Below are 20,779 nucleotides of genomic sequence, written 5' to 3'. Positions count from 1 at the left end.
TTCCTCGCGGCGGAGCCCACAAGAACGCGCCGCGATTCTTGGTTGGTTTTGGGGGCTTGGCTATCTTATAGAGAGACATGGCAAAGGCAGCGAAAAAGACCAAAAAGAACAAATCAGGCCAATCCTGGATCAAAGCCCGTTTGGCGCAGCCTCTGCGCTGGTTTCGGCGGTGGATCCTGCGGGGGGTGTTTGCATTTGCCCTAGGGGCGGTGCTTTTGGTCACGCTGTTTTCGGTGGTGAACCCACCAACCACCCATACAATCTGGAGCGAAAAGCGCCGTCTTGGCGATGTCGACCAGGAATGGGTACCCCTGGAGGACATGGCTCCGGTTTTGGCGCGGTCGGTTGTGGCGGCAGAGGATGCGCGGTTTTGTCAGCACTGGGGCATTGATGTGCGGGCGATTCGCGCTGCCCTTGCCGAGGGCGGCCAGCGTGGCGGCTCTACCTTGTCGCAGCAGGTGGTGAAAAACGTCTTTCTATGGCAGGGGCGCAGTTGGGGGCGCAAGGCGCTGGAAACCCTGCTGACACCCGTGGTGGAAGCGATCTGGAGCAAGCGGCGCATTCTGGAAGTCTATTTGAATGTGGCGGAGATGGATGAAGGCATTTTTGGTGCGGAGGCGGCGGCGCGGCACTATTTTGGAGTTGGTCCAGATGAATTGAACGCGCGTCAGGCGGCGTTGATCGCTGCGGTTTTGCCAAATCCAAAACAACGTTCTGCGGCGCGGCCGAGCCAGAATCTCAAACGGCGGGCCGCAAAAATTCGAGATGGAGCGGCCACCATCCGCGCAGATGGGCGTGCGGGCTGTTTCGAGCATTGAAGTTTTGCCGCGCACAGGGCATTGCTGGATCAGTCCCTCGCAGTCCGACCCGGAGTTCCAAAAGACCATATGGCACGTCTCTATCATGTCCCGCTTTCCCCGTTTTGTCGGAAAATCCGTCTATCCCTGGCGGAGAAGAAGATCGAAGTAGAGTTGGTTGAAGAGCGGTACTGGGAAGCAGACCCGGACTTTTTGCGCCGCAACCCGGCGGGCAAGGTGCCGGTCATCCGTCTGGATGGCAAAATGATGTCCGAGAGTGCTGCCATCTGCGAGTATCTGGAAGAAACGCGGCCGACACCTTCGCTGATGCCCAGTGACCCGGATGGCCGTTATGAGGTGCGCCGCATCGTCAGCTGGTTTGACGATAAATTTCATTCGGAAGTGACCTCCAAGCTGCTCTATGAGCGGGTCAACAAGAAGGTCACCGGTGAAGGCTACCCGGACAGCAAGAACGTCAAGGCCGGGGCCAAGGCGATCAAATACCATCTCGACTATATGACCTGGCTGCTGGACCATCGGCGCTGGCTGGCAGGGGATCAGATGAGCCTGGCAGATTTTGCCGCTGCGGCGCATCTGTCGTCATTGGACTATATCTCGGATGTGGATTGGAACCGCTCGGCTGTGGTCAAGGACTGGTATGCCAAGATCAAATCCCGTCCGGCTTTTCGGTCCATTCTGGCGGATCAGATTTCGGGCTTTCGTCCGCCCGCCCATTACGCCGATCTCGATTTCTGAGAGACTGGCGTTTTGCTGCAGCGGCTGGCACAGTAAGGAGGCTGTCTGCCCCCTTTTGCCTGTTGGCGTAGGCAATTCACCCCCGAGGATATTATTGGCCAAATGAAACACGGTGCTGATCTGAAGGCGCGATTGGTGGCGCAGGCCCTTGCTGAAGGGTTTGTCGCCTGCAAGATCTGTCGCCCCTGGGATGTGCCACTGGTGCCAGATCGGCTGCAGCAGTTTCTCGACAAGGGCTATCATGGGCAGATGGGTTGGATGGCAGAGCGCAGCCATTGGCGCGGCGATCCAAGTGTGCTGTGGCCGGAGGCGCGCTCGGTCATCATGCTGGCAGAGAGCTACACCCCGGAAGAAGACCCGATGGCGGTGGTTGGCTGTGCCGACCGAGGCGCGGTTTCGGTCTATGCCCGCAACAAGGACTATCATGATCTGGTCAAAAAGCGGCTGAAGCGTTTGGCGCGTTGGCTGATTGAAGAGGCCAAGGCCCAGGATGAGGTGGCACAGGTTAAGGTCTTTGTTGATACGGCTCCGGTGCCGGAAAAGCCTTTAGGGCAAGCGGCGGGGCTTGGGTGGCAGGGCAAGCATACTAACCTGGTGAGCCGAGACTGGGGAAATTGGGCTTTTTTAGGCTCTGTTTTTACCACGCTGGATCTGCCAGCAGATCCAGCTGAAGTGGACCGCTGCGGATCCTGCACCTCTTGTTTGACGGCCTGTCCGACAGAGGCCTTTACCGCGCCCTATCAGATGGATGCGCGGCGGTGCATTTCTTATCTGACGATTGAGCACAAAGGTCCAATTGACGAGGAGTTGCGCAGCAAGCTGGGCAATCGGATCTATGGCTGTGATGACTGTCTGTCGGCCTGCCCATGGAATAAATTTGCCGTTGCCGCCAGTGATCTGCGCTATGCCGCCCGCGCCGAGCTGGAGGCGCCAAAGCTGGCAGAGCTGGCGGTATTGGATGATGCAGGGTTTCGGACATTTTTTGCCGGTTCACCGATCAAACGGGTGGGGCGAGACCGGTTTGTGCGCAATGTGCTGTATGCCATTGGCAATTCTGATCTGCCGGCCCTGCGCAGCGTGGCAGAGGGGTTGACCCAGGATCCGGATGCAACGGTGGCCGATGCGGCACGATGGGCGGTTCAGCGGCTGTCATGACGCAAACAGGATGGACCTGTCTCAAATAGGCGTTAGACCAGTTGAGCGAACGGCTTGGAGACGATTGAAATGACGGTGCTTCTGGGGGTGGATACAGGCGGAACCTACACGGATGCGGTTTTGATCCGTGACGAGAAAGAGGTGATTGCCAGCGCCAAATCACTGACCACGCGAGCGGATCTTGCCATCGGGGTTGGTGGCGCCATTCGGGCGGTTCTCGAGCAATCTGGCTGTGCGGCAGCAGAGGTGTCGATGGCGGCGCTGTCGACCACGCTGGCAACCAATGCTCTGGTCGAAGGCCAGGGTGGCCGGGTGGCGTTGATCTACGTGGGATTTAGCGGGGCCGACCTGGATCGCCACGGGCTGCGGGATGCCTTGAAGGGCGATCCCGCATTGATCCTTGCCGGGGGGCATAATCATGCCGGGGCCGAGGCATGCGCCCTGGATGTAGATGCACTGCGCGCCTTTTTAGAGACAGATTCGGCGGGGGTTTCGGGGTTCGCCGTGGCCTCTGTATTTGCCACCCGGAACCCGGCGCATGAGCTGGAGGTGGCGCGTATCATCGCAGAGATGACCCAGGCGCCAGTTACCTGCTCGCACCAGCTGTCGGCAAAGCTGAACGGCCCCAAACGGGCGGTGACTGCGGTGCTGAATGCGCGGCTTATTGGGATGATCGACCGGTTGATTGGCCGGGCGCAGGATGTGCTGGTGGAGCTTGGGGTGACGGCTCCGATGATGGTGGTGCGTGGCGATGGCGCCCTGATGTCGGCAGCGCAGGCCCGCGAACGCCCGATCGAGACTATTCTCAGCGGGCCTGCGGCCTCCATCGTCGGGGCGCGCTGGATGACCGGGGTAGAGAATGCCCTGGTCAGCGATATCGGTGGCACCACCACGGATGTGGCCCTGATCCGCGACGGCAAGCCGGCGATTGATCCGGCGGGTGCGCGGGTGGGTGACTTTCGCACCATGGTCGAGGCAGTGGCCATGCGCACCACTGGTCTGGGCGGTGACAGCCAGGTGCACCTGCAGTCTAGTGGACTGCAGGGCGGGGTGACGCTGGGCCCGCGCCGAGTAGTGCCGGTGTCTTTGATCGCGGCAGAGGCCCCTGAGGTGGTGCATGCGGCGCTGGACAAGCAACTCAATGCGCCAGTGGTAGGGGAATATGACGGCCGATTTGTGCGTGCTGTGATTGGCCTGCCTGCTGTCGGTCTGGGGGAGCGCGAACAGGCCCTTTTGGGGCGCATTGGCACCCAAGTGCACCCTTTGGGCGCTATTCTGCGGACCCGGATGGAACAGGGCGCGCTAAGCCGCCTGCTGGATCGCGGTTTGGTGCAGGTTGCGGGCGTTACCCCATCGGATGCCAGCCATGTATTGGGCTGGGTTCAGGCCTGGGATGCCGAGGCCGCTGAAAAGGCCCTTACCCTGTTCGCCCGGCGGCGGGTTGGCAGTGGAGAGGGGCTGGCGCCGGATGCGGAAACCCTGGCGCGGATGATTGTGGATCAGCTCACGGAACAGACCTCTTTGACCCTGTTAGAGTCTGCTTTTGCCGAGGAGGCTGCGGATTTTCCTTTGCCGCCCGCGGATCTGGCGCGGCATGTTCTCACCCAGCGGGGGCTGGTCTCGCATCGTGGGATTCTGTCGTTGGACCTGGCGGTAAATTCTGATGTGGTGGGGCTGGGGGCCTCGGCGCCGTGCTATTACCCGGCGGTTGGAGAGCGGCTGAAATGCCGAATGCTGTTGCCGGAACACGCCGGGGTGGCCAATGCCATTGGTGCTGTGGTGGGCCGTATCACCATGCGACGCAGTGGCAGCGTAACCGCGCCGGCTGAGGGCAAGTTTCGGGTTCATCTGGACAGCGCGCCGCAGGATTTTTCAGCCTCACAGGAGGCCCTGCAGGTGCTTGAGCAAGCCCTGGGGGATCAGGCCCGCGCCGCTGCCGAAGCGGCGGGGGCGGAGGATATCCATATCCATGTCACCCGCGATATTCGCATGGCTGAGGTCGAGGCGCGTGAGGTCTTTGTCGAGGCGATGCTGACGGTCGAAGCCAGTGGCCGCCCCCGTGTGGCCAAGGGTTAAGCGCGGGGGAAACCAAAAGACCCGCCCCAGAATGGCGCGGGTCTTGGTTCAATTTTGGCTCTAACTTGGGTTATTGTGCTGCTGCGCTGCGTTTGGGCAGCACCCAGTCGGGGCGGGCAAAATGGCAGGTGTAGCCATCCGGGCGGCGTTCCAGATAGTCCTGGTGCTCGGGCTCGGCCTCCCAAAAATCGCTGACGGGTTCGACTTCTGTCACCACCTTGCCGGGCCAAAGCCCGCAGGCTTCGACATCGGCGATGGTGTCCAGCGCCACGGCTTTTTGCGCCTCATCGACATAATAAATTGCCGAGCGATAGCTTAGCCCGAGATCATTGCCCTGACGGTTTTGCGTGGTGGGGTCATGGATCTGAAAGAAGAACTCCAGCAGCTCGCGGTAGGAGGTCTGGCTGGGATCAAACAGGATCTCGATGCCTTCGGCATGGGTACCGTGGTTTTTATAGGTGGCATTGGCCACATCGCCGCCAGTGTAGCCGACACGGGTTTCCAGCACACCTTTGCGCTTGCGGATCAGATCCTGCATGCCCCAGAAACAGCCCCCAGCGAGTACAGCGCGTTCGCTCATGCTTTTACCTCCACTTGATTGATGTAGTCTGCATAGCCTTCGGCCTCCATTTCAGCCAGTGGAATAAACCGTAACGAGGCAGAGTTGATGCAGTAGCGCAGGCCACCGTGTTCGACTGGCCCGTCGGGGAAGACATGGCCCAGGTGACTGTCGCCATGGGTGGAGCGCACTTCGGTGCGGATCATGCCAAGGGTCCGGTCTTCCAGCTCGCTGACATAGGCGGGTTCGATCGGTTTGGTAAAGCTGGGCCAGCCGCAGCCGGAATCGTATTTGTCCCCGGATGCAAACAGCGGCTCGCCCGAGACGATATCGACATAGATACCAACCTCTTTGTTGGCGAGCAGCTTGCCGGTGCCGGGGCGTTCGGTGCCCGCGTTCTGGGTAACGTAGAATTCCTCTTCCGAGAGGGCGGCGATGGCGGTGGGGTCTTTGGTATATTTGGTCATGCAGGTCTCCGACTTGTTGCGGTCTTGTGCCTAGGGCCGCTCTGTTCGCTATTGTGGCAAAGATGGGGTGTCGCGGGCAAAATGCAAAGAGCATTTCACCCGGCTCGCGGCTCTGTGTGCGGGAAACTGCGGGTTACTTGGGGGCGGCCTGCCGGGACAGCTGCACGGCCAGAATGCCTAAGGTCACCACCGCGACACCGATCAGGTCAAGCAGGCCCAGGTGCTCCCCCAGCAGCAGGCTGGCAACCGCGACGCCAAAAACCGGGTTGAGAAAGTGAAAGGTGGCAGCGCGAATGGCGCCAATCCGGTTGAGCAACAGCACCCAGATAAAGGTCGCCATCAGGCCGGGAACAACGGTGGTATAGGCAAATGCCAGCCCCAACCGGAGGGTCGGGTGTACAAAGATATCTTCGCTCAGTGGGGCGGCGACAAACAGAATGGCGGATCCAATCAACATCTGCAGGCCGACAACCATCATGAAGTTGCCGCCAGAGGTGGCGCCGCGCAGGGCCAGGGTGGCTACGGTCAAGGCCGCGACCCCGACAAAGCAGAGGATAAGGCCAAAGAGATCAACCCCGGCATTGATCCGGGTGCCCATGATCAGCGCCACACCGGCCACCCCCGCCATCAGGCCAAGAAGGCCCAGTGGTCTGATCCGGTCGCCAAAGATCAGCCAGGAGGCCAGCGCCACACAGAGCGGCATGGTGGAGGCGATAATGGCCGCGAGGGAGGCTTCGATCCACTGCATGGCGACAAAGTTCAGCCCCAAATACAGCGCATTCTGGCAGAGACCAAAGATCATGGTGGCCCGCCACTGGCTGCGGGTCAGCCGCCAGGTCTGTCCCAGAGCCAGGGCAATTCCGACGCCGATCAATCCTGAAATCAAAAACCGCACCGCCAGAGAAAACAGCGGCGAGGCATCCATCACGATGATCCGGGCGGAGGTGAAAGCCGAAGACCACATGAGGGCAAAGGTGAGCCCCATGGCAACTGCGCGTAGATCCATAACGATGTCTCCAGAGGGCTGGTGGTGTCTTCAGGTCTTTAGCAAGGCAAGTACCTACTGGGAATGCCCATTCGATGTGCGCTCACGCGATTGGCATCCGGATCCAGCCCGCGCATGACGGGGAGGCGTGAAAAGGGCAGGCACGCTAGGGGCAGGCATGAAAAAAGGGCCGCCAAAGGCGACCCGATCTCGATAGCAGTAATCCGGAAATTCCTAGATTAGGCTTCGCCGTTGACGCTGTCTTTCAGGGCTTTGGCAATGGTCATTTTCACAACCTTGTCCGCTTCCTTCATGAACTTTTCGCCTGTGGCAGGGTTGCGCACTTCGCGCTCGGGGCGCTCGCGGCAATAGATTTTGCCGACGCCAGGCAGAGTGACAGCACCGCCTTCGGAAACTTCGCGCGTGATCAAGGCACAGACGGCTTCAAGAGCAACGCCTGCGGTCTTTTTATCTTCGCCCATTTCCTCAGCCAGAGCGGCAACAAGCTGGGTTTTTGTCATCGGTTTGGACATTCTCAGATCTCCTTAAAACTGCCCGAACTGTGGGGCCTCATCGCGCAACATTATCGTTATGTTGTGTAGGAACACAACGCGTTGTGGAACAAAAGACTATAGAAACCAGCGGTTTTTTGCAGAAAACAGTGGAAAACTCGGCCTAAAGGAAGGCGGTTTCGTCAAAGGAGCGCAGTTTTCGGCTGTGCAACCGTTCCAGCGGCATCGATCTGAGCTGTTCCATCGCCTTTATGCCGATCTGCAAATGACGCGCAACCTGTGTTTGATAAAAGTCAGAGGCCATGCCTGGCAGCTTCAGCTCCCCATGCAGTGGTTTGTCGGACACACAGAGCAGGGTGCCGTAGGGGACGCGAAAGCGATAGCCATTGGCGGCGATGGTGGCGCTTTCCATATCCAGGGCGATGGCGCGGGACTGGCTGAGCCGCTGCACCGGGCCGGATTGGTCGCGCAATTCCCAATTGCGGTTGTCGATGGTGGCGACGGTGCCGGTGCGCATGATCCGCTTCAGATCATAGCCCTCAAATTTGGTGACTTCGGCCACGGCCTGTTCCAAAGCGATCTGGATTTCTGCCAGGGCTGGAATCGGCGTCCAGACCGGCAGGTCATCGTCCAGCACGTGATCTTCGCGCAGGTAAGCATGGGCCAGCACAAAATCCCCCAGCGCCTGGGTATTGCGCAGGCCGGCACAGTGGCCAACCATCATCCAGGCATGTGGGCGCAGCACCGCTATATGGTCGGTGGCGGTTTTGGCGTTTGACGGTCCGACACCGATATTGACCAGGGTGATGCCTTTGCCGTCAGCGCGTTTCAGATGGTAGGTCGGCATCTGCGGCAGCTTGGCGATCGCAGGGATCTCTGCCTCTGGGGCGGTGATCTCGTGATTGCCGGTGCTGACAAAGCTGGTGTAGCCGGAGGTCGGATCCGCCAGTTGGGCGCGGGCGTAGGCCTCGAACTCGGCCACATAGAACTGATAGTTGGTAAACAGAACGTGGTTCTGGAAATGCTCAGGTGCGGTGGCGGTGTAATGAGACAGCCGCGCCAACGAGTAGTCAATACGTTGCGCGGTAAACAGCGACAGTGGGCCGATGCCGTCTTCGGGTTGGTAGGTGCCATTGACGATATCGTCATTGGTGGTGGCCAGATCCGGGACATCAAAGATATCGCGCAGGGTGAACCCGGCAGCGCCGTCCTGCGGTACGGTAAGATCAGGTCGGGAACCAACGGCAAAATGCACCGGGATTGCGGTGGTTGAGGCGCCAATGGTGACGGGTTGACCGTGGTTTTTGATCAGCAGGGCGATTTGCTGGGTCAGATAGTGGCGAAACAGATCCGGCCGCGTCACCGTGGTGGCATAGGTGCCCGGCGCCGAAACATGGCCAAAGCTGAGGCGGCTGTCCACCTGGGCAAAGCTGGAGGTGGTAAAGCGGATCTCGGGATAAAAGGCGCGAATGCGCTGGGTGCCTTTTGTCCCTGTCGCCATGCTGGCAATAAACTCATCACATAGGAATGTGGTGGCCTGAGCGTAAAGCTCTTCCAGCCGGGCCACGGCGGCGCTGGCGTCGGAAAAGCTCTCGGGGGCGGGGGCCTGGGGCTGTTTGATCTGGGTGATCGGTGTGGCGGGCGTCATGTGAGCGGCTCAATCACGGGGATCATTTCAAAGGTGCGCACGTCCACCAGCCCAAGGTCCGAGATCCTGAGTTCAGGGATCACCACCAGAGCCAGCAAGGAGTGCTGCATATAGGCGTTGTTGAGCGAGCAGCCGCAGGCCTCCATCGCTTCGCCCAGTTTTTGCGCCTTGGCGGCAACCTCGGTGGCGGGGCTGTCGGACATCAGCCCTGCAATGGGCAGCTCGACCAGGGCCAGCTCTGCGCCATCGCGGAAGATGGTGACACCGCCGCCGACCTCGGCCAGGCGATTGGCGGCCAGCTCCATCTGGTCCCGGTCGGTGCCCACCACAATCATGTGGTGGCTGTCATGGGCCACGGTGGAGGCCATGGCCATTTTGCCCTGATAGCCAAAGCCCGAAACAAAGGCATTGGTGACGCCGCCAGTGGCCTGATGGCGCTCTACCAATGCGATCTGGCAGGTCTCGCCCTCGGCGGCCATGGTGGCCTCTACCAGCCCGTCATGCACCGGCAGCTCGGCCTTCAGCGCCTTGGTTGGGGCCTGGTTTTCCACCATGCCAATGACATTGGCGGTGACGGCATTGGCACCCTCGGGGGCCTGGATTTCAAAATCTTTTGCCGTCAGAACATGGCCCAGATGGATGGTGCCACGGGCGCTGTCAGGCCAGTCAAGATGCGGACAATCCACCGTAATAGAGCCTGATTCAGCGACGATCTGCCCGCGTGCTATGACCAGCTCGATCGGCAGCTCGGTCAGATCCGAGGTGAGGATCACATCGGCGCGCCGTCCCGGCGTTATCGAGCCGATATCGCGCTCCAGCCCAAAATGAGTGGCGGTGTTGATCGTTGCCATCTGCAGCGCGATCAGCGGATCACAGCCGCAGGCAATGGCATGGCGCACCACCCGGTTCATGTGGCCGTCATTCACCAGCGTGCCAGAGTGGCAATCATCGGTGCAGAGGATAAAGTTGCGTGGATCCAGGCCTTTTTCGGTGATGGCGGTGATCTGTGCCTCAACGTCGTACCAGGCAGACCCCAGCCGCACCATGGCGCGCATACCCTGGCGCATTCGGGCGATGGCGTCTGCTTCGCAGGTGCCCTCGTGGTCATCCGCCGGGCCACCGGCGACATAGGCGGCAAAGTCCCGCCCCAGATCCGGCGAGGCATAATGCCCGCCAACGGTTTTACCTGCCCGCTGGGTGGCGGCGATTTCGGCCAGCATCTTGGGGTCGGCATTGGCCACACCGGGGAAGTTCATCATCTCTCCGAGGCCAATAATACCGGGCCAGTGCATGGCTTCGGCGACGTCTTCGGCAGTGATTTCAAACCCGGTGGTTTCCAGCCCCGGCGCCGAGGGCGCACAGGAGGGCATCTGGGTGAAGATATTGACGGGCTGTAGCAACGCCTCGTCATGCATCAGCCGCACGCCCTCAAGCCCCAGAACATTGGCGATCTCATGGGGGTCGGTGAACATCGAGGTGGTGCCATGGGGGATTACCGCGCGGGCAAATTCCGCCGGGGTCAACATGCCGGATTCGATATGCATATGGGCATCACAGAGGCCGGGAATCATATAGCGTCCCTGTGCTTCGATCACCTGGGTATCCGGCCCGGTGCAATAGCTGGCATCGGGGCCAACATAGGCGATACGACCGGATTTGATGGCAATGTCGTGATTGTCCAGCACCTCGCGGGTGTGGACATTGACCCATTTGCCCTGACGAATGACCGTATCGGCAGGCGCGCGGCCTGCGGCGACATGGATCAGGTCTGGGGCGATATCGGGCCAGCTGGGGAATGCTTTATCTGTCATGTGCCAATTGTTCTGATTGCGCGCGTAAGTGCAAGCCCTGGGATCTGTGCTTGGCCTAGAAACACCTATAGGCAGGACAAGAGGGTGTTTTGTGACAGCTCTCCCGGATGAGATCGCAGGGCGGGTGCTAATTGTCTGGGTGGGCTTGGGGTGTGCGCTTGAACGCCTTTGGCCAGACCTTACCGCCGCAGTGGTCCTGCGCCATCTCGGCCCGCAGCCAGTTGGCAAAAGCCTGGGCGCCCGGGGCGTGTTCTGCCTGGGGGGAAAGCAGGAGATAGTAGGCCTCTGGCACCGGGGCGCGGTGGTCAAACGGGGCAATCAGCTGCCCCTGCAGGATCAGGTCGCTGACCAGGATGTCATGGGCCAGCCCCAGGCCGGCCCCCGCAGCCACTGCGGGCAGGCAGGCCATATAGGTGGTGGCATAGCTCACCGGTGGGTTGGGCCAAGGCAGGCCCTGATCCTCGGCCCAGGCGGGGAAATTTGCCATCAGATTGGAACAGTCAAACAGTCGGTGCTGATGCAGCTCTGTCAGGGTCACCGCATAGTCCGGGGCGCAGACCGGATAGTAATGATCGCGGTGCAACAGCTCACCCCGCACCGTATCCGCCAGCCCCAGGGAAAAGCGGATCTCGACATCGGCGCCTTCGGCCATGTCGCGGGGTTCCCAGATTTCGGTAGAGATGTTCAGCAAAACATCCGGGTGCGCATCGTAAAACCTGCCCAGCCGGGGCGACAGCCATTGCACCGCAAAGGACATATTGCACTGCACCTGCACCACATTCTTTTGTGATCCGGAAATGGCGCGGGTGCCATTGGTCAGGGTGCGAAAGGCCTCGCGCACCACTGGCAGATAGGTGGTGCCGGTTGGGGTCAGCTCCAGGGCGCGGGGGCGGCGATGAAACAGGGTTTTGCCCAGATGTGACTCCAGCCCCTTGATCTGCTGACTGACCGCGCTTTGGGTCATGTTCAGATCATTGGCGGCGCCGGTAAAGGACAGATGCCGGGCTGCGGCCTCGAAGGTCCGTAGCCAGCCGAGCGGGGGCAGGGAGGTTTTCATTGCATAAGTTTGGCATAAGCTCAGCTAATGGCAAGGTGCCATTTTTTTCGCTGGTCAAACAGACCTCTGCGGCACAGGTTCTGGGCAATCAGAAATTGTTTCAGGAGCATCAAAATGAGCGTTGCAGAATTGCGCCCCAATATGGACCATTGGCAGGAACGCGTGGACATGGCGGCGAGCTTTCGCTGGGTGGAGCGGCTTAATATGCACGAAGGTGTCGCCAATCATTTCAGCCTGGCGGTGAACGCAGACGGCAGCCAGTTTTTGATGAATGCCAATCAGATGCATTTTGCCCGGATTACCGCATCAAACCTGTTGCTGCTGGACGCCAATGACCCCGAAACCATGACCAAACCCGGTGCGCCGGATCCCACCGCCTGGGGGCTGCATGGCTCGATCCATCGCCTCTGTCCGCAGGCGCGTTGCGTGATGCATGTGCATTCGATTTTTGCCACGGTTCTGGCCTCTTTGGCCGATAGCAGCCTGCCGCCGATTGATCAAAACACCGCCACCTTTTTCAACCGCTATGTCATCGACGATGGTTATGGCGGTTTGGCCTTTGAGGACGAAGGCGCGCGTTGTGCGGCGATGCTGACCGATCCCAAACAGAAGGTGATGATCATGGGCAACCACGGGGTGCTGGTGATCGGCTCTGACCCGGCGGATACCCTTAATAGGCTCTATTATTTTGAACGCGCCGCCGAGACCTATATTCGGGCCTTGCAGACCGGGCAGCCCCTGCGCCTGTTGTCGGATGAGATCGCCGAGAAAACCGCGCGCGAGCTGGAGGACTACCCCTCCCAGGCCGAGGCACACCTGCGCGAGATCAAACTGATCCTGGATGGTGAAGGCTCGACCTACGCCAGCTAGAGCCGTTTCCAGACCGCTATCAGGCCCTTGTTAAGGCCTCTGGCTAAGCCACCAGATCGTGTCACCCCGTGCTGTTGCGCATCTGGCGCGGGGGGACGCCAAATTCGGCGCGATAGGCGCGGGTCATGGCGCTGGGGTCTTCATAGCCGCTGCGCAGGGCGATCTCTGCGATGGACAAGTCAGTCTCTAATACAAGCTTTCGAGCCTGTATAAGGCGCAGATGCCGGTAGATTGCCTGCGGGGTGGCCCCCAGTTGTGCCTTCATGCGCTGTTCCAGATCTTTGCGGTTACGGCCAATCTGGCGGGCGATTTCCATCACCGAAAGTGGGGCCTCGATATTGGCTTGCATCAGCGCCAAGGCCCTGGCGACAGAGCGGCTGCGCGCAGAGCCTATGGCGAGAGGGGCAGGCTCTGCCTCGGTGACTTCGGGGCTCATGAACAGGGCGGCGACCTCCAGCCGCAGGGCCTGCCCATGGGCCTGACCGATGAGATCCATCATCAGGTCAAAGGCCGCCAAGGCCCCGGTACAGGTGATGCGATTGCCGTCCTGCACATGGCGTAGGCGCTGGGCATCGATCTGGGGGAAATCCTCGGCAAAGCCTGCCAGTTCCTCCCAGTGAATGGTGGCGCGGCGTCCATCAAGCAGGCCGGCTGCGGCCAAAAGCCAGGCCCCGGCATCAAAGCCTGCCATCACCTCGTAGCGACCTGCAGCCGCGCGCAAAGACTTTTTCGCCGCCTCCGTTGCCAGCGGGCGATAGCGATACGAGGGCATGGCAATCAACATGTCGCCGCGACACTTGGCCAGCTGGTCATGGGGGTTCACCTCCATCCCGGCGGAGGAGGTGACGGGCGTACCTTCCAGGGTGAGAAACCGCCAGGCATAGATCTGCCGCCCCGCCAATGTATTGGCCGCGCGCAAAGGTTCGACCGTATTGGCAAGGCAATGGCCGGAAAAATCATCAAACAACAGCAAATCAACCTGCTGCGCTGCGGCGTCTTCTTTTACCCAACTCTGCATGATTTTTTCCATCTTTGCATGAAGTATCCCTAGCTCAGCGCTAGACTGTTGGGCAAGTCAAAGAGAAGGATGCGCGCGATGCAGTTTGGCATGACAGAAGAGCAGGCAATGATCGTCGAGACGACTCGTGCCTTTGTGGAGAACGAGCTTTACCCCCACGAGCAGGAAGTCGAACGCTCTGGGCATCTGGACATGGATGTCATCAAGGACATCCAGGCAAAGGCGATGGCGGCAGGGCTTTATGCCGCAAATATGCCCGAAGAGGTGGGCGGCGCCGGGCTCGATACGCTCAGCTGGCTGATGTATGAAAAGGAGCTGGGCCGCGCCAACTATGCGCTGCACTGGACCGGGGTCGCGCGCCCGTCAAATATTCTACTGGCCGGCACCGAAGAGCAGAAAGAGAAATACCTGTTCCCCTGCATGAAGGGCGAAAAATGGGATTGTCTTGCCATGACGGAGCCGGACGCGGGCTCTGACCTGCGCGGCATGAAGGCCACGGCGCGCAAAGATGGCGATGACTGGATCCTGAACGGCACCAAACATTTTATCAGCCACGCCGATATCGCGGATTTTGCCATCTGCTTTATGGCGACGGGTGTCGAAGACACCCCGCGCGGGCCAAAGAAAAAGATCACCGCCTTCTTTGTCGACAAGGGCACACCGGGATTTGCGGTGCGCGATGGCTACGGCAATGTTTCGCACCGGGGCTATACCAATGCTGTGTTGGAGTTTGACGACTGTCGCCTGCCATCCTCAGCCATCCTGGGTGAGGTCGACAAGGGCTTTGACGTGGCCAACACCTGGCTGGGGGCGACCCGTTTGCAGGTGGCGGCAACCTGCCTGGGTCGCGCTGATCGCGCCTTGCAACACTCGGTTGAATATGCCGCTGAACGCAAACAATTTGGCCAGCAGATCGGTAAATTTCAGGGGGTCTCCTTTAAGTTGGCCGATATGGCGCTGGAGCTGAAGGCGGCAAATTTGCTGACCTGGGAAGCCGGTTGGAAATTTGATCAGGGCACGGTCACCGAGACTGACATGTCGATGGCCAAGCTGAAAGCGACCGAGATGCTGGCCATGGTTGCGGATGAGGCAATCCAGATCCATGGCGGCATGGGCCTGATGGATGAGCTGCCGCTGGAACGCATTTGGCGCGATGCCCGAGTTGAGCGCATTTGGGAGGGGACGAGCGAGATCCAACGGCATATCATCAGCCGTGAAATGTTACGCGCCCACGGAGCCTGATGAACCATGCCAACGACCTCTCCTTTGAAGCCCAAGATCACCATCACCTATTGTATCGGCTGCAACTGGATGCTGCGCGCCGCCTGGATGGCGCAGGAACTCCTGTCGACCTTCCAGGATCAATTGGCGGCAGTGACCCTGGTGCCGGGGGAGGTAGGAGGCATCTTTGAGATCGCGCTCAATGAAGAGCTGATCTGGGAGCGCAAGCGCGACGGCGGATTTCCCGATGTGAAAGAGCTGAAGACCCGCGTGCGCGACCGGATCAACCCGCAACAGGACCTTGGCCATCTGGACCGGGCCACAAGGGATGAATAAATCGAAATGAAGTCTCTAAACAGGCTGTTTAGGCCCAAAACCATCGCCGTTGTGGGCGGTGGAGCCTGGTGCCGTCTGGTGATTGAACAGTGTCAGAAGATGGGGTTCGACGGCGAGATCTGGCCGCTTCACCCGAAGGCAGAAGAGCTGGCAGGCCTGCCGGTCTATCGGGATGTCGCCAGTCTGCCGCAGGCGCCGGATGCTACCTTTGTCGGGGTAAACCGCTTTGCCACAATTGAGGTGGTACGGGACCTGGCGGCGCGGGATGCGGGCGGTGCGGTGTGCTTTGCCTCTGGCTTCCTGGAGGCCCAGGCCGAGGATGCTGAGGGCGCAGATCTTCAGGCGCAGCTGTTGCAAGCGGCGGGGGAGATGCCTTTCCTCGGGCCCAATTGCTATGGCTTTATCAATTACCTGGATGGTGCCCTGTTGTGGCCGGACCAACACGGTGGAGCGCGGGTAGAGAGGGGCGTGGCTCTGATCACCCAAAGCTCCAACATTGCCATCAATCTGACCATGCAGACCCGGGGCCTGCCCATCGCCTATGTGGTGGCGGCGGGCAATCAGGCGCAATCCGGCATTGCCGCCATCGGAGAGGCGCTGCTGGACGATGATCGCGTCACCGCGCTGGGCCTGCATATCGAAGGCTTTGGCGATCTGCGCGCCTTTGAGGCACTGGCAGCCAAGGCGCGCGCCTTGGGCAAGCCAATTATCGCGCTTAAGGTGGGCAAATCCGTTGAGGCACAGGCGGCGACCATTTCGCATACGGCCTCACTTGCGGGTGGTGATGCGGGGGCTCAGGCTTTGCTTTCGCGTCTGGGGATTGCGCGGCTTGACGATCTGCCAGCGTTTCTGGAAACGCTGAAACTGCTGCATGTGACAGGGCCATTGGCCAACAACCGGTTGGGATCGATCAGCTGTTCGGGAGGCGAGGCAAGCCTTGCTGCCGATACCGCGCATGATCTTCCGGTGGTGTTTCCGCCTTTGAATGACACCCAGACAGCCGACCTGCGTGCGGCCCTGGGGCCGATGGTGGCGCTGGCCAATCCGCTGGACTACCACACCTATATCTGGCGCGACACGCCGGCGATGACGCGGGCCTGGTCTGCGATGATGGATCCCTCCCTGGCGATGACCCTGCTGATCGTTGATTTTCCGCGCCCCGATCGCTGCTCTGCCGGTGACTGGGACTGTGCCATTGAGGCCGCCATTGGCGCGCGTCAGGCCACAGGGGCAAATGTTGCGCTGGTGGCCACCCTGCCGGAACTGTTGCCTGAGGCGGTCTCCGACCAGCTGATGGCAGCTGGCGTGGTGCCCTTTTGTGGGCTGCGCGAGGCCCTGGTGGCCTGTGCGGCCTCCGCTGCGCCAGAACCAGAGATCGCAGAGCCTGTGTTACTGCCGACCACGGTGGTAGAGCCTAGTCTGGTCTCTGAGGCGGAAGCCAAGTTTCGCTTGGCGCAGTATGGCCTGCGGGTTCCCAAATCCATCCGCGCCAAATCTCCCGGCATGGCGCGGGCGGCAGCGGCGGATATTGGCTATCCGGTGGTGCTGAAAGGCGAAGGGGTTGCCCATAAAACCGAAGCCGGCGCGGTGGTGCTGGGGTTAAATTGTGGCGGCGACGTCAGCGCGGCGGCAGCTGCGATGCCGACAGAGCGGTTCTTGGTTGAGGAAATGGTTGGCGGCACCGTGGCAGAACTGCTGATCGGGGTGGTGAAAGACCCGGCGCATGGCTTTGTTCTGACACTGGCGGCGGGCGGCACTTTGACTGAGATCCTGCAAGACAGGTGCTCGCTTTTGCTGCCCGCCAGTGATGCGGCAATTGATGCGGCCCTCGATGGCTTGAAGATCGCAAAAATACTGGCAGGCTATCGCGGCAAACCAGCCGCGGATCGCGGTGCCATTTTACGCGCGGTGCGATCGGTGCAGGACTATGTGCTGGCCGAGGCCGAAGGTCTGGAAGAAATTGAAATCAACCCGCTGCTGTGTACGCCCGAGGATGCGGTGGCGGCAGATGCGCTGATGCGACGAAAGGATATGATGAGATGAGTGGACAGGACATGACGGATGGACCGGTAAAAACCCGGCGCGACGGCGCCATTCTGGAAGTCACGCTGGACCGGCCCAAGGCCAATGCCATTGATTTGGCCACCAGCAAGGTGATGGGCGAGGTGTTTCGCGATTTTCGCGATGATCCGGATTTGCGGGTGGCGATCCTGACGGGTGGCGGCGACAAGTTCTTTTGCCCCGGCTGGGACCTAAAGGCGGCGGCTGATGGTGATGCGGTCGATGGCGATTATGGTGTCGGCGGTTTTGGCGGCTTGCAAGAATTGCGCGACATGAACAAGCCAGTGATTGCTGCGGTGAACGGCATCGCCTGTGGCGGTGGATTGGAGCTGGCCATTTCGGCCGATATGATCCTGGCCGCAGATCACGCAACATTTGCCCTGCCCGAAATCCGCTCAGGCACCGTGGCCGATGCGGCGTCGATCAAGCTGCCCAAACGCATTCCCTATCATATTGCCATGGAGCTTTTGCTCACCGGGCGCTGGTTTGACGCCGAAGAAGCCAACCGCTGGGGGCTGGTGAACGAGATTGTGCCCGGCGACCAGTTGATGGATCGCGCCTGGGAGCTGGCACGCCTGCTCGCCTCTGGGCCGCCGCTGGTCTATGCGGCGATCAAAGAGGTGGTGCGCGACGCGGAAGATTGCAAATTCCAGGATGCGATGAACCATATCACCCAGCGCCAGTTGCGCGCGGTGGATGTGCTTTATTCCAGTGAGGATCAGCTGGAAGGTGCCCGTGCCTTTGCCGAGAAACGCGACCCGGTCTGGAAAGGCCGCTAAGTAACAGCGCTAAGAAGAGGCAGGGGGGGCTCCCGCCCCTGCCGCAGCAGTCACAGCCTGCCGCTTTAGGGTTGGCCCTATTCGGAGTGTGCAGGCCGCGCGCGCTGCCGACCGGGCGCATACCCCATACATGTTGAAACGGGCCCGCTGGAGAGAGCAGGCCCGCTGGAGCATTTGGAATTTTCAGTCAGTTCCTAGACGTCCTGGCGCGAGATTTCCACGATCAATACATCATAGACGCCCTTGCCCAACTCCCGTTGTGCGGCCTCCCGTAGGGCGGTGCGCAGCGGGTTGAGAACATCTGAGCGGGTAAAGGCACCACGAAAGCCGCCCATATTGGCATGATCAAACAGCACCTGCAGGAAGGCATCGCGCAGCTTGGGCTCATAGAGGTGGACCTTGTCACTCATGCCGGTTTTGACCTCAAGGCTGAGCGCGATGACCACCAGAGAAGACAGGTTTTCGCGCTCCACCACCGGGATAACAAACTGGTTGTCGATCTTGATGTATTCCCGGTTTGGATCCGGCCCCAGCCCATCTTCGCCAGCCTCTTGGGCGTGCTCAGCCTCTTCGCCATCAGCGTGATCAATGTCATCGCCCATGTCGCCTGCGGCCTGTTCCGCCTTGGGCTCTGGGGAGGGGGCCAGCATGATACCGGCCCCAATCCCAGCAGCAGTGCCGACAATCAGCAATATGACAGGAAGTAATTTAGCGATCATGTGTCACCTCAGAATGGTAGGATCGCGTCCAGCACTTGCTGGCCGTATCGCGGTTGTTGCACATCGGTGATCTGACCACGGCCACCATATGAGATCCGCGCCGAGGCGATTTTGTCATAGGTGATCTGGTTCTGACGGCTGATATCTTGGGGACGCACATAGCCCGAGACCAAAAGCTCACGCAGTTCGAAGTTGACCCGAACCTCCTGTTTGCCGCTGATAGCTAGCACCCCATTGGGCAGCACATCGACCACGGTTGCAGCAACACGCATTTCCAGCTTTTCGTTGCGCTTTACCGATCCGTTGCCCTTGGAGCTGCTGGCCCCGGTCAGATCAACGGCGTTTGCCATCGAGGCACCTTCGGGAAGTTTGCCATCAATGCGCTGCGGCAGGCCAAAGAGCTGCGGAACCCCCATGCTTTCTGCGCTAGAGCGCGAGCGGCTGGTGCCGTTGGAAATTTCGGCCTCTTCGTCGAATTCAATGACAACAGTCAGGATGTCGCCGCGGTTCACGGCACGACGATCCCCCAACAGCGAGTTTTGCGAGCCGCTCCACAAAGAAGCTCCATCCACCGCGCGCTGGTTCTGGACCTCTGTCGGTAGCCCCTGCCACAGCATGGCAACATGTTCCGGCGACTCGGTGGTTTCGGACAGGGTTGGTGGTTTGCCAAGATGATCCATGCGGCCACAGGCCCCCAGCAAGACCAGACCAGTCAGCGCAAGTTTGGTGGCAATTGATTTCGTGTTCATTATTTTACCTCTACTGACCCGTCTGCGTTTACACGCCCGGTCACGGTGCTCCGTGATGCCAAGTTCATAACCTTGATCCATTCCCCTTCGGATCCTCGTCCCAGGGCGCGGCCCTCTGCCATGATGGTCAGCCCATTGCGGCGAAAGGCGAGTGTGACAAGGTCGTTTCGGTCGACGATGGCGGGTGGGCCGATATCGCTGGGCCGCATGGGGCGACCAGGATAAAGCGGCACACGTGCTTCCATTCCCACCACTTCGTTTGCATCTGACAATGCCCCAGCCACATTGACCGGTTTGAAGGTCAGATCGGTGGCAAGGATGATCTCTTTGGCCCGAATGGTCCGTAGGGGCACCAGAATTTCGGCCCAGGCGGTCTGAGCTGTCAGGGCGATGAGAAGGGCGAGAATGTGTTTCATTAGCGGATCTGTGTCGTCGCAGACATCATCTGATCGACTGCAGAGATGACTTTGGAGTTCATTTCATAGCCACGCTGTGCCTCGATCAACTCGGTGACTTCGCGGACTGAATCGACAGAGCTGCCTTCGAGATAGCCCTGGCGGAAGGTGCCAAGTCCGTTTTCGCCGGCGGTTGATACATTTGGAGCGCCTGAGGCCTCGGTTTCGGAAAAGAGATTGCTGCCAATGGCTTCCAGACCCTTGGGGTTGGTAAAGCTGGCAAGGTTGAACTGGCCCAGAAGCTGGCCTTCGGCGGTCTCTTCAAAATAGGCGTAGACTTCGCCGGAGCCATTGATCGAGATGCTGATTGCGTCGTCAGGAACGGTCACATCCGGGGCTACCGTATAGCCGTCAGAGGTGACAATCAGCCCCTCGGCCGAGCGTTTCAGCGAGCCATCGCGGGTATAGCCGCTTTGACCCGACGGCAGGGTGACTTCCAGGTAGCCCTTACCCTCGATGGCAACATCCAGATCATTGCCTGTCTGTTCCGGGGCACCCTGTTGCAGATGCACGGAAATGGCGGCGGGACGAACACCCAGACCCACCTGAACACCGGTGGGCAGGATGGTCCCATCAGAGGCATTCACGGTGCCGGCACGGGTGACTTGCTGGTAGTGCAGATCGGCAAATTCGGCGCGGCGTGGATTGTAGGCCGTGGTGTTCATGTTGGCCAAGTTGTTCGCGATGGTTTCAACACGCAGCTGCTGCGCGCTCATACCTGTTGCGGCGATTTTTAGGGCACGCATGG

At 60.1% G+C, this 20,779-nt stretch carries 21 protein-coding genes; 9 read left to right on the top strand and 12 right to left on the bottom strand.

Annotation, left to right across the window (positions count from 1 at the left end; translation table 11 throughout):
- Positions 1-77: 77 nt before the first annotated feature.
- From mtgA to N1037_00410, 4 genes are all read left to right on the top strand, one after another.
- Positions 78-818 (top strand): monofunctional biosynthetic peptidoglycan transglycosylase, encoded by a 741-nt coding sequence (gene mtgA, locus N1037_00425; GenBank protein ID UWS79515.1) that lies wholly within the window; start codon positions 78-80, stop codon positions 816-818.
- 69 nt (positions 819-887) lie between these two features.
- Positions 888-1,553 carry a glutathione S-transferase family protein gene (locus N1037_00420; GenBank protein UWS79514.1) on the top strand — a complete coding sequence of 222 codons (666 nt, stop codon included), beginning with the start codon at positions 888-890 and terminating at the stop codon, positions 1,551-1,553.
- 102 nt (positions 1,554-1,655) lie between these two features.
- Entirely contained in the window at positions 1,656-2,708 is a 1,053-nt protein-coding gene (queG, locus tag N1037_00415) for a tRNA epoxyqueuosine(34) reductase QueG (GenBank protein ID UWS79513.1), read from the top strand.
- Between the two features lie 69 nt (positions 2,709-2,777).
- Positions 2,778-4,784: a hydantoinase/oxoprolinase family protein gene (locus N1037_00410; GenBank protein ID UWS79512.1), complete on the top strand. Its 2,007-nt coding sequence runs from the start codon at positions 2,778-2,780 to the stop codon at positions 4,782-4,784.
- A gap of 70 nt (positions 4,785-4,854) precedes the next feature.
- Here N1037_00410 and msrA read toward each other — a convergent pair whose 3' ends face one another.
- The 7 genes from msrA to N1037_00375 all read right to left on the bottom strand — a co-directional run bounded on the left by msrA (position 4,855) and on the right by N1037_00375 (position 11,823).
- Entirely contained in the window at positions 4,855-5,364 is a 510-nt protein-coding gene (msrA, locus tag N1037_00405; protein ID UWS79511.1) for a peptide-methionine (S)-S-oxide reductase MsrA, read from the bottom strand.
- Positions 5,361-5,810 (bottom strand): peptide-methionine (R)-S-oxide reductase MsrB, encoded by a 450-nt coding sequence (gene msrB / locus N1037_00400; protein ID UWS79510.1) that lies wholly within the window; start codon positions 5,808-5,810, stop codon positions 5,361-5,363. The genes msrA and msrB overlap by 4 nt, the downstream gene beginning before the upstream one ends.
- Before the next feature lie 133 nt (positions 5,811-5,943).
- Positions 5,944-6,816: a DMT family transporter gene (locus N1037_00395; protein UWS79509.1), complete on the bottom strand. Its 873-nt coding sequence runs from the start codon at positions 6,814-6,816 to the stop codon at positions 5,944-5,946.
- Between the two features lie 218 nt (positions 6,817-7,034).
- Positions 7,035-7,328 carry an HU family DNA-binding protein gene (locus tag N1037_00390; GenBank protein ID UWS79508.1) on the bottom strand — a complete coding sequence of 98 codons (294 nt, stop codon included), beginning with the start codon at positions 7,326-7,328 and terminating at the stop codon, positions 7,035-7,037.
- Between the two features lie 142 nt (positions 7,329-7,470).
- Positions 7,471-8,955 (bottom strand): AMP nucleosidase, encoded by a 1,485-nt coding sequence (locus N1037_00385; protein ID UWS79507.1) that lies wholly within the window; start codon positions 8,953-8,955, stop codon positions 7,471-7,473.
- On the bottom strand, positions 8,952-10,766 hold the full coding sequence (gene ade, locus N1037_00380) for an adenine deaminase (protein UWS79506.1): 1,815 nt from the start codon (positions 10,764-10,766) through the stop codon (positions 8,952-8,954). The genes N1037_00385 and ade overlap by 4 nt, the downstream gene beginning before the upstream one ends.
- A 127-nt stretch (positions 10,767-10,893) precedes the next feature.
- Positions 10,894-11,823: a LysR substrate-binding domain-containing protein gene (locus tag N1037_00375; GenBank protein ID UWS79505.1), complete on the bottom strand. Its 930-nt coding sequence runs from the start codon at positions 11,821-11,823 to the stop codon at positions 10,894-10,896.
- A 114-nt stretch (positions 11,824-11,937) separates the two neighbouring features.
- Here N1037_00375 and N1037_00370 point away from each other — a divergent pair, with 114 nt between their 5' ends.
- On the top strand, positions 11,938-12,693 hold the full coding sequence (locus N1037_00370; protein ID UWS79504.1) for a class II aldolase and adducin N-terminal domain-containing protein: 756 nt from the start codon (positions 11,938-11,940) through the stop codon (positions 12,691-12,693).
- A gap of 61 nt (positions 12,694-12,754) precedes the next feature.
- Here the strand turns inward: N1037_00370 and N1037_00365 are convergent, their stop codons facing one another.
- Positions 12,755-13,711: a helix-turn-helix domain-containing protein gene (locus N1037_00365; GenBank protein ID UWS79503.1), complete on the bottom strand. Its 957-nt coding sequence runs from the start codon at positions 13,709-13,711 to the stop codon at positions 12,755-12,757.
- A 78-nt stretch (positions 13,712-13,789) separates the two neighbouring features.
- Between N1037_00365 and N1037_00360 the strand changes: the two genes are divergently transcribed.
- The 4 genes from N1037_00360 to N1037_00345 are packed head-to-tail and all read left to right on the top strand — an operon-like array spanning position 13,790 to position 18,108.
- A complete protein-coding gene (locus N1037_00360) occupies positions 13,790-14,953 on the top strand; it encodes an acyl-CoA dehydrogenase family protein (GenBank protein ID UWS79502.1) in 1,164 nt (387 codons plus the stop codon).
- A gap of 6 nt (positions 14,954-14,959) precedes the next feature.
- Positions 14,960-15,268: a SelT/SelW/SelH family protein gene (locus tag N1037_00355; GenBank protein UWS79501.1), complete on the top strand. Its 309-nt coding sequence runs from the start codon at positions 14,960-14,962 to the stop codon at positions 15,266-15,268.
- A 6-nt stretch (positions 15,269-15,274) separates the two neighbouring features.
- Positions 15,275-17,311, top strand: coding sequence for an acetate--CoA ligase family protein (locus N1037_00350; GenBank protein ID UWS79500.1), 2,037 nt, complete (start codon positions 15,275-15,277; stop codon positions 17,309-17,311).
- Positions 17,312-17,322: 11 nt separating this feature from the next.
- Positions 17,323-18,108: a carnitinyl-CoA dehydratase gene (locus tag N1037_00345; GenBank protein UWS81412.1), complete on the top strand. Its 786-nt coding sequence runs from the start codon at positions 17,323-17,325 to the stop codon at positions 18,106-18,108.
- 194 nt (positions 18,109-18,302) lie between these two features.
- On the opposite strand, the gene N1037_00340 is transcribed toward N1037_00345, so the two are convergent.
- From N1037_00340 to flgG, 4 genes are read right to left on the bottom strand one after another with little or no spacing between them, the layout of a single operon-like run.
- Positions 18,303-18,827 (bottom strand): flagellar basal body-associated protein FliL, encoded by a 525-nt coding sequence (locus tag N1037_00340; protein UWS79499.1) that lies wholly within the window; start codon positions 18,825-18,827, stop codon positions 18,303-18,305.
- Between the two features lie 8 nt (positions 18,828-18,835).
- Complete coding sequence (gene flgH, locus N1037_00335) at positions 18,836-19,576, bottom strand: flagellar basal body L-ring protein FlgH (GenBank protein ID UWS79498.1); 741 nt, start codon at positions 19,574-19,576, stop codon at positions 18,836-18,838.
- Positions 19,576-19,992 carry a flagellar basal body P-ring formation chaperone FlgA gene (gene flgA, locus N1037_00330; protein ID UWS79497.1) on the bottom strand — a complete coding sequence of 139 codons (417 nt, stop codon included), beginning with the start codon at positions 19,990-19,992 and terminating at the stop codon, positions 19,576-19,578. Before flgA ends, flgH begins: the two co-directional genes overlap by 1 nt.
- Positions 19,992-20,777: a flagellar basal-body rod protein FlgG gene (gene flgG / locus N1037_00325; protein UWS79496.1), complete on the bottom strand. Its 786-nt coding sequence runs from the start codon at positions 20,775-20,777 to the stop codon at positions 19,992-19,994. Before flgG ends, flgA begins: the two co-directional genes overlap by 1 nt.
- Positions 20,778-20,779: the final 2 nt, after the last annotated feature.

It is taken from the genome of Phaeobacter sp. G2 (genome assembly GCA_025163595.1).
GTDB lineage: Bacteria > Pseudomonadota > Alphaproteobacteria > Rhodobacterales > Rhodobacteraceae > Pseudophaeobacter.
This window is presented reverse-complemented; position numbering and strand designations above follow the sequence as displayed.

Coding starts and splice junctions, on each gene's coding strand:
- flgH (UWS79498.1), bottom strand. CDS start 19,576: ATGAACACGAAATCAATTGCCACCAAACTTGCGCTGACTGGTCTGGTC.
- N1037_00345 (UWS81412.1), top strand. CDS start 17,323: ATGACGGATGGACCGGTAAAAACCCGGCGCGACGGCGCCATTCTGGAA.
- msrA (UWS79511.1), bottom strand. CDS start 5,364: ATGAGCGAACGCGCTGTACTCGCTGGGGGCTGTTTCTGGGGCATGCAG.
- N1037_00375 (UWS79505.1), bottom strand. CDS start 11,823: ATGAAAACCTCCCTGCCCCCGCTCGGCTGGCTACGGACCTTCGAGGCC.
- queG (UWS79513.1), top strand. CDS start 1,656: ATGAAACACGGTGCTGATCTGAAGGCGCGATTGGTGGCGCAGGCCCTT.
- N1037_00370 (UWS79504.1), top strand. CDS start 11,938: ATGAGCGTTGCAGAATTGCGCCCCAATATGGACCATTGGCAGGAACGC.
- ade (UWS79506.1), bottom strand. CDS start 10,766: ATGACAGATAAAGCATTCCCCAGCTGGCCCGATATCGCCCCAGACCTG.
- N1037_00340 (UWS79499.1), bottom strand. CDS start 18,827: ATGATCGCTAAATTACTTCCTGTCATATTGCTGATTGTCGGCACTGCT.
- N1037_00355 (UWS79501.1), top strand. CDS start 14,960: ATGCCAACGACCTCTCCTTTGAAGCCCAAGATCACCATCACCTATTGT.
- mtgA (UWS79515.1), top strand. CDS start 78: ATGGCAAAGGCAGCGAAAAAGACCAAAAAGAACAAATCAGGCCAATCC.
- N1037_00350 (UWS79500.1), top strand. CDS start 15,275: ATGAAGTCTCTAAACAGGCTGTTTAGGCCCAAAACCATCGCCGTTGTG.
- flgG (UWS79496.1), bottom strand. CDS start 20,777: ATGCGTGCCCTAAAAATCGCCGCAACAGGTATGAGCGCGCAGCAGCTG.
- N1037_00360 (UWS79502.1), top strand. CDS start 13,790: ATGCAGTTTGGCATGACAGAAGAGCAGGCAATGATCGTCGAGACGACT.
- N1037_00385 (UWS79507.1), bottom strand. CDS start 8,955: ATGACGCCCGCCACACCGATCACCCAGATCAAACAGCCCCAGGCCCCC.
- N1037_00420 (UWS79514.1), top strand. CDS start 888: ATGGCACGTCTCTATCATGTCCCGCTTTCCCCGTTTTGTCGGAAAATC.
- msrB (UWS79510.1), bottom strand. CDS start 5,810: ATGACCAAATATACCAAAGACCCCACCGCCATCGCCGCCCTCTCGGAA.
- N1037_00395 (UWS79509.1), bottom strand. CDS start 6,816: ATGGATCTACGCGCAGTTGCCATGGGGCTCACCTTTGCCCTCATGTGG.
- N1037_00365 (UWS79503.1), bottom strand. CDS start 13,711: ATGCAGAGTTGGGTAAAAGAAGACGCCGCAGCGCAGCAGGTTGATTTG.
- flgA (UWS79497.1), bottom strand. CDS start 19,992: ATGAAACACATTCTCGCCCTTCTCATCGCCCTGACAGCTCAGACCGCC.
- N1037_00410 (UWS79512.1), top strand. CDS start 2,778: ATGACGGTGCTTCTGGGGGTGGATACAGGCGGAACCTACACGGATGCG.
- N1037_00390 (UWS79508.1), bottom strand. CDS start 7,328: ATGTCCAAACCGATGACAAAAACCCAGCTTGTTGCCGCTCTGGCTGAG.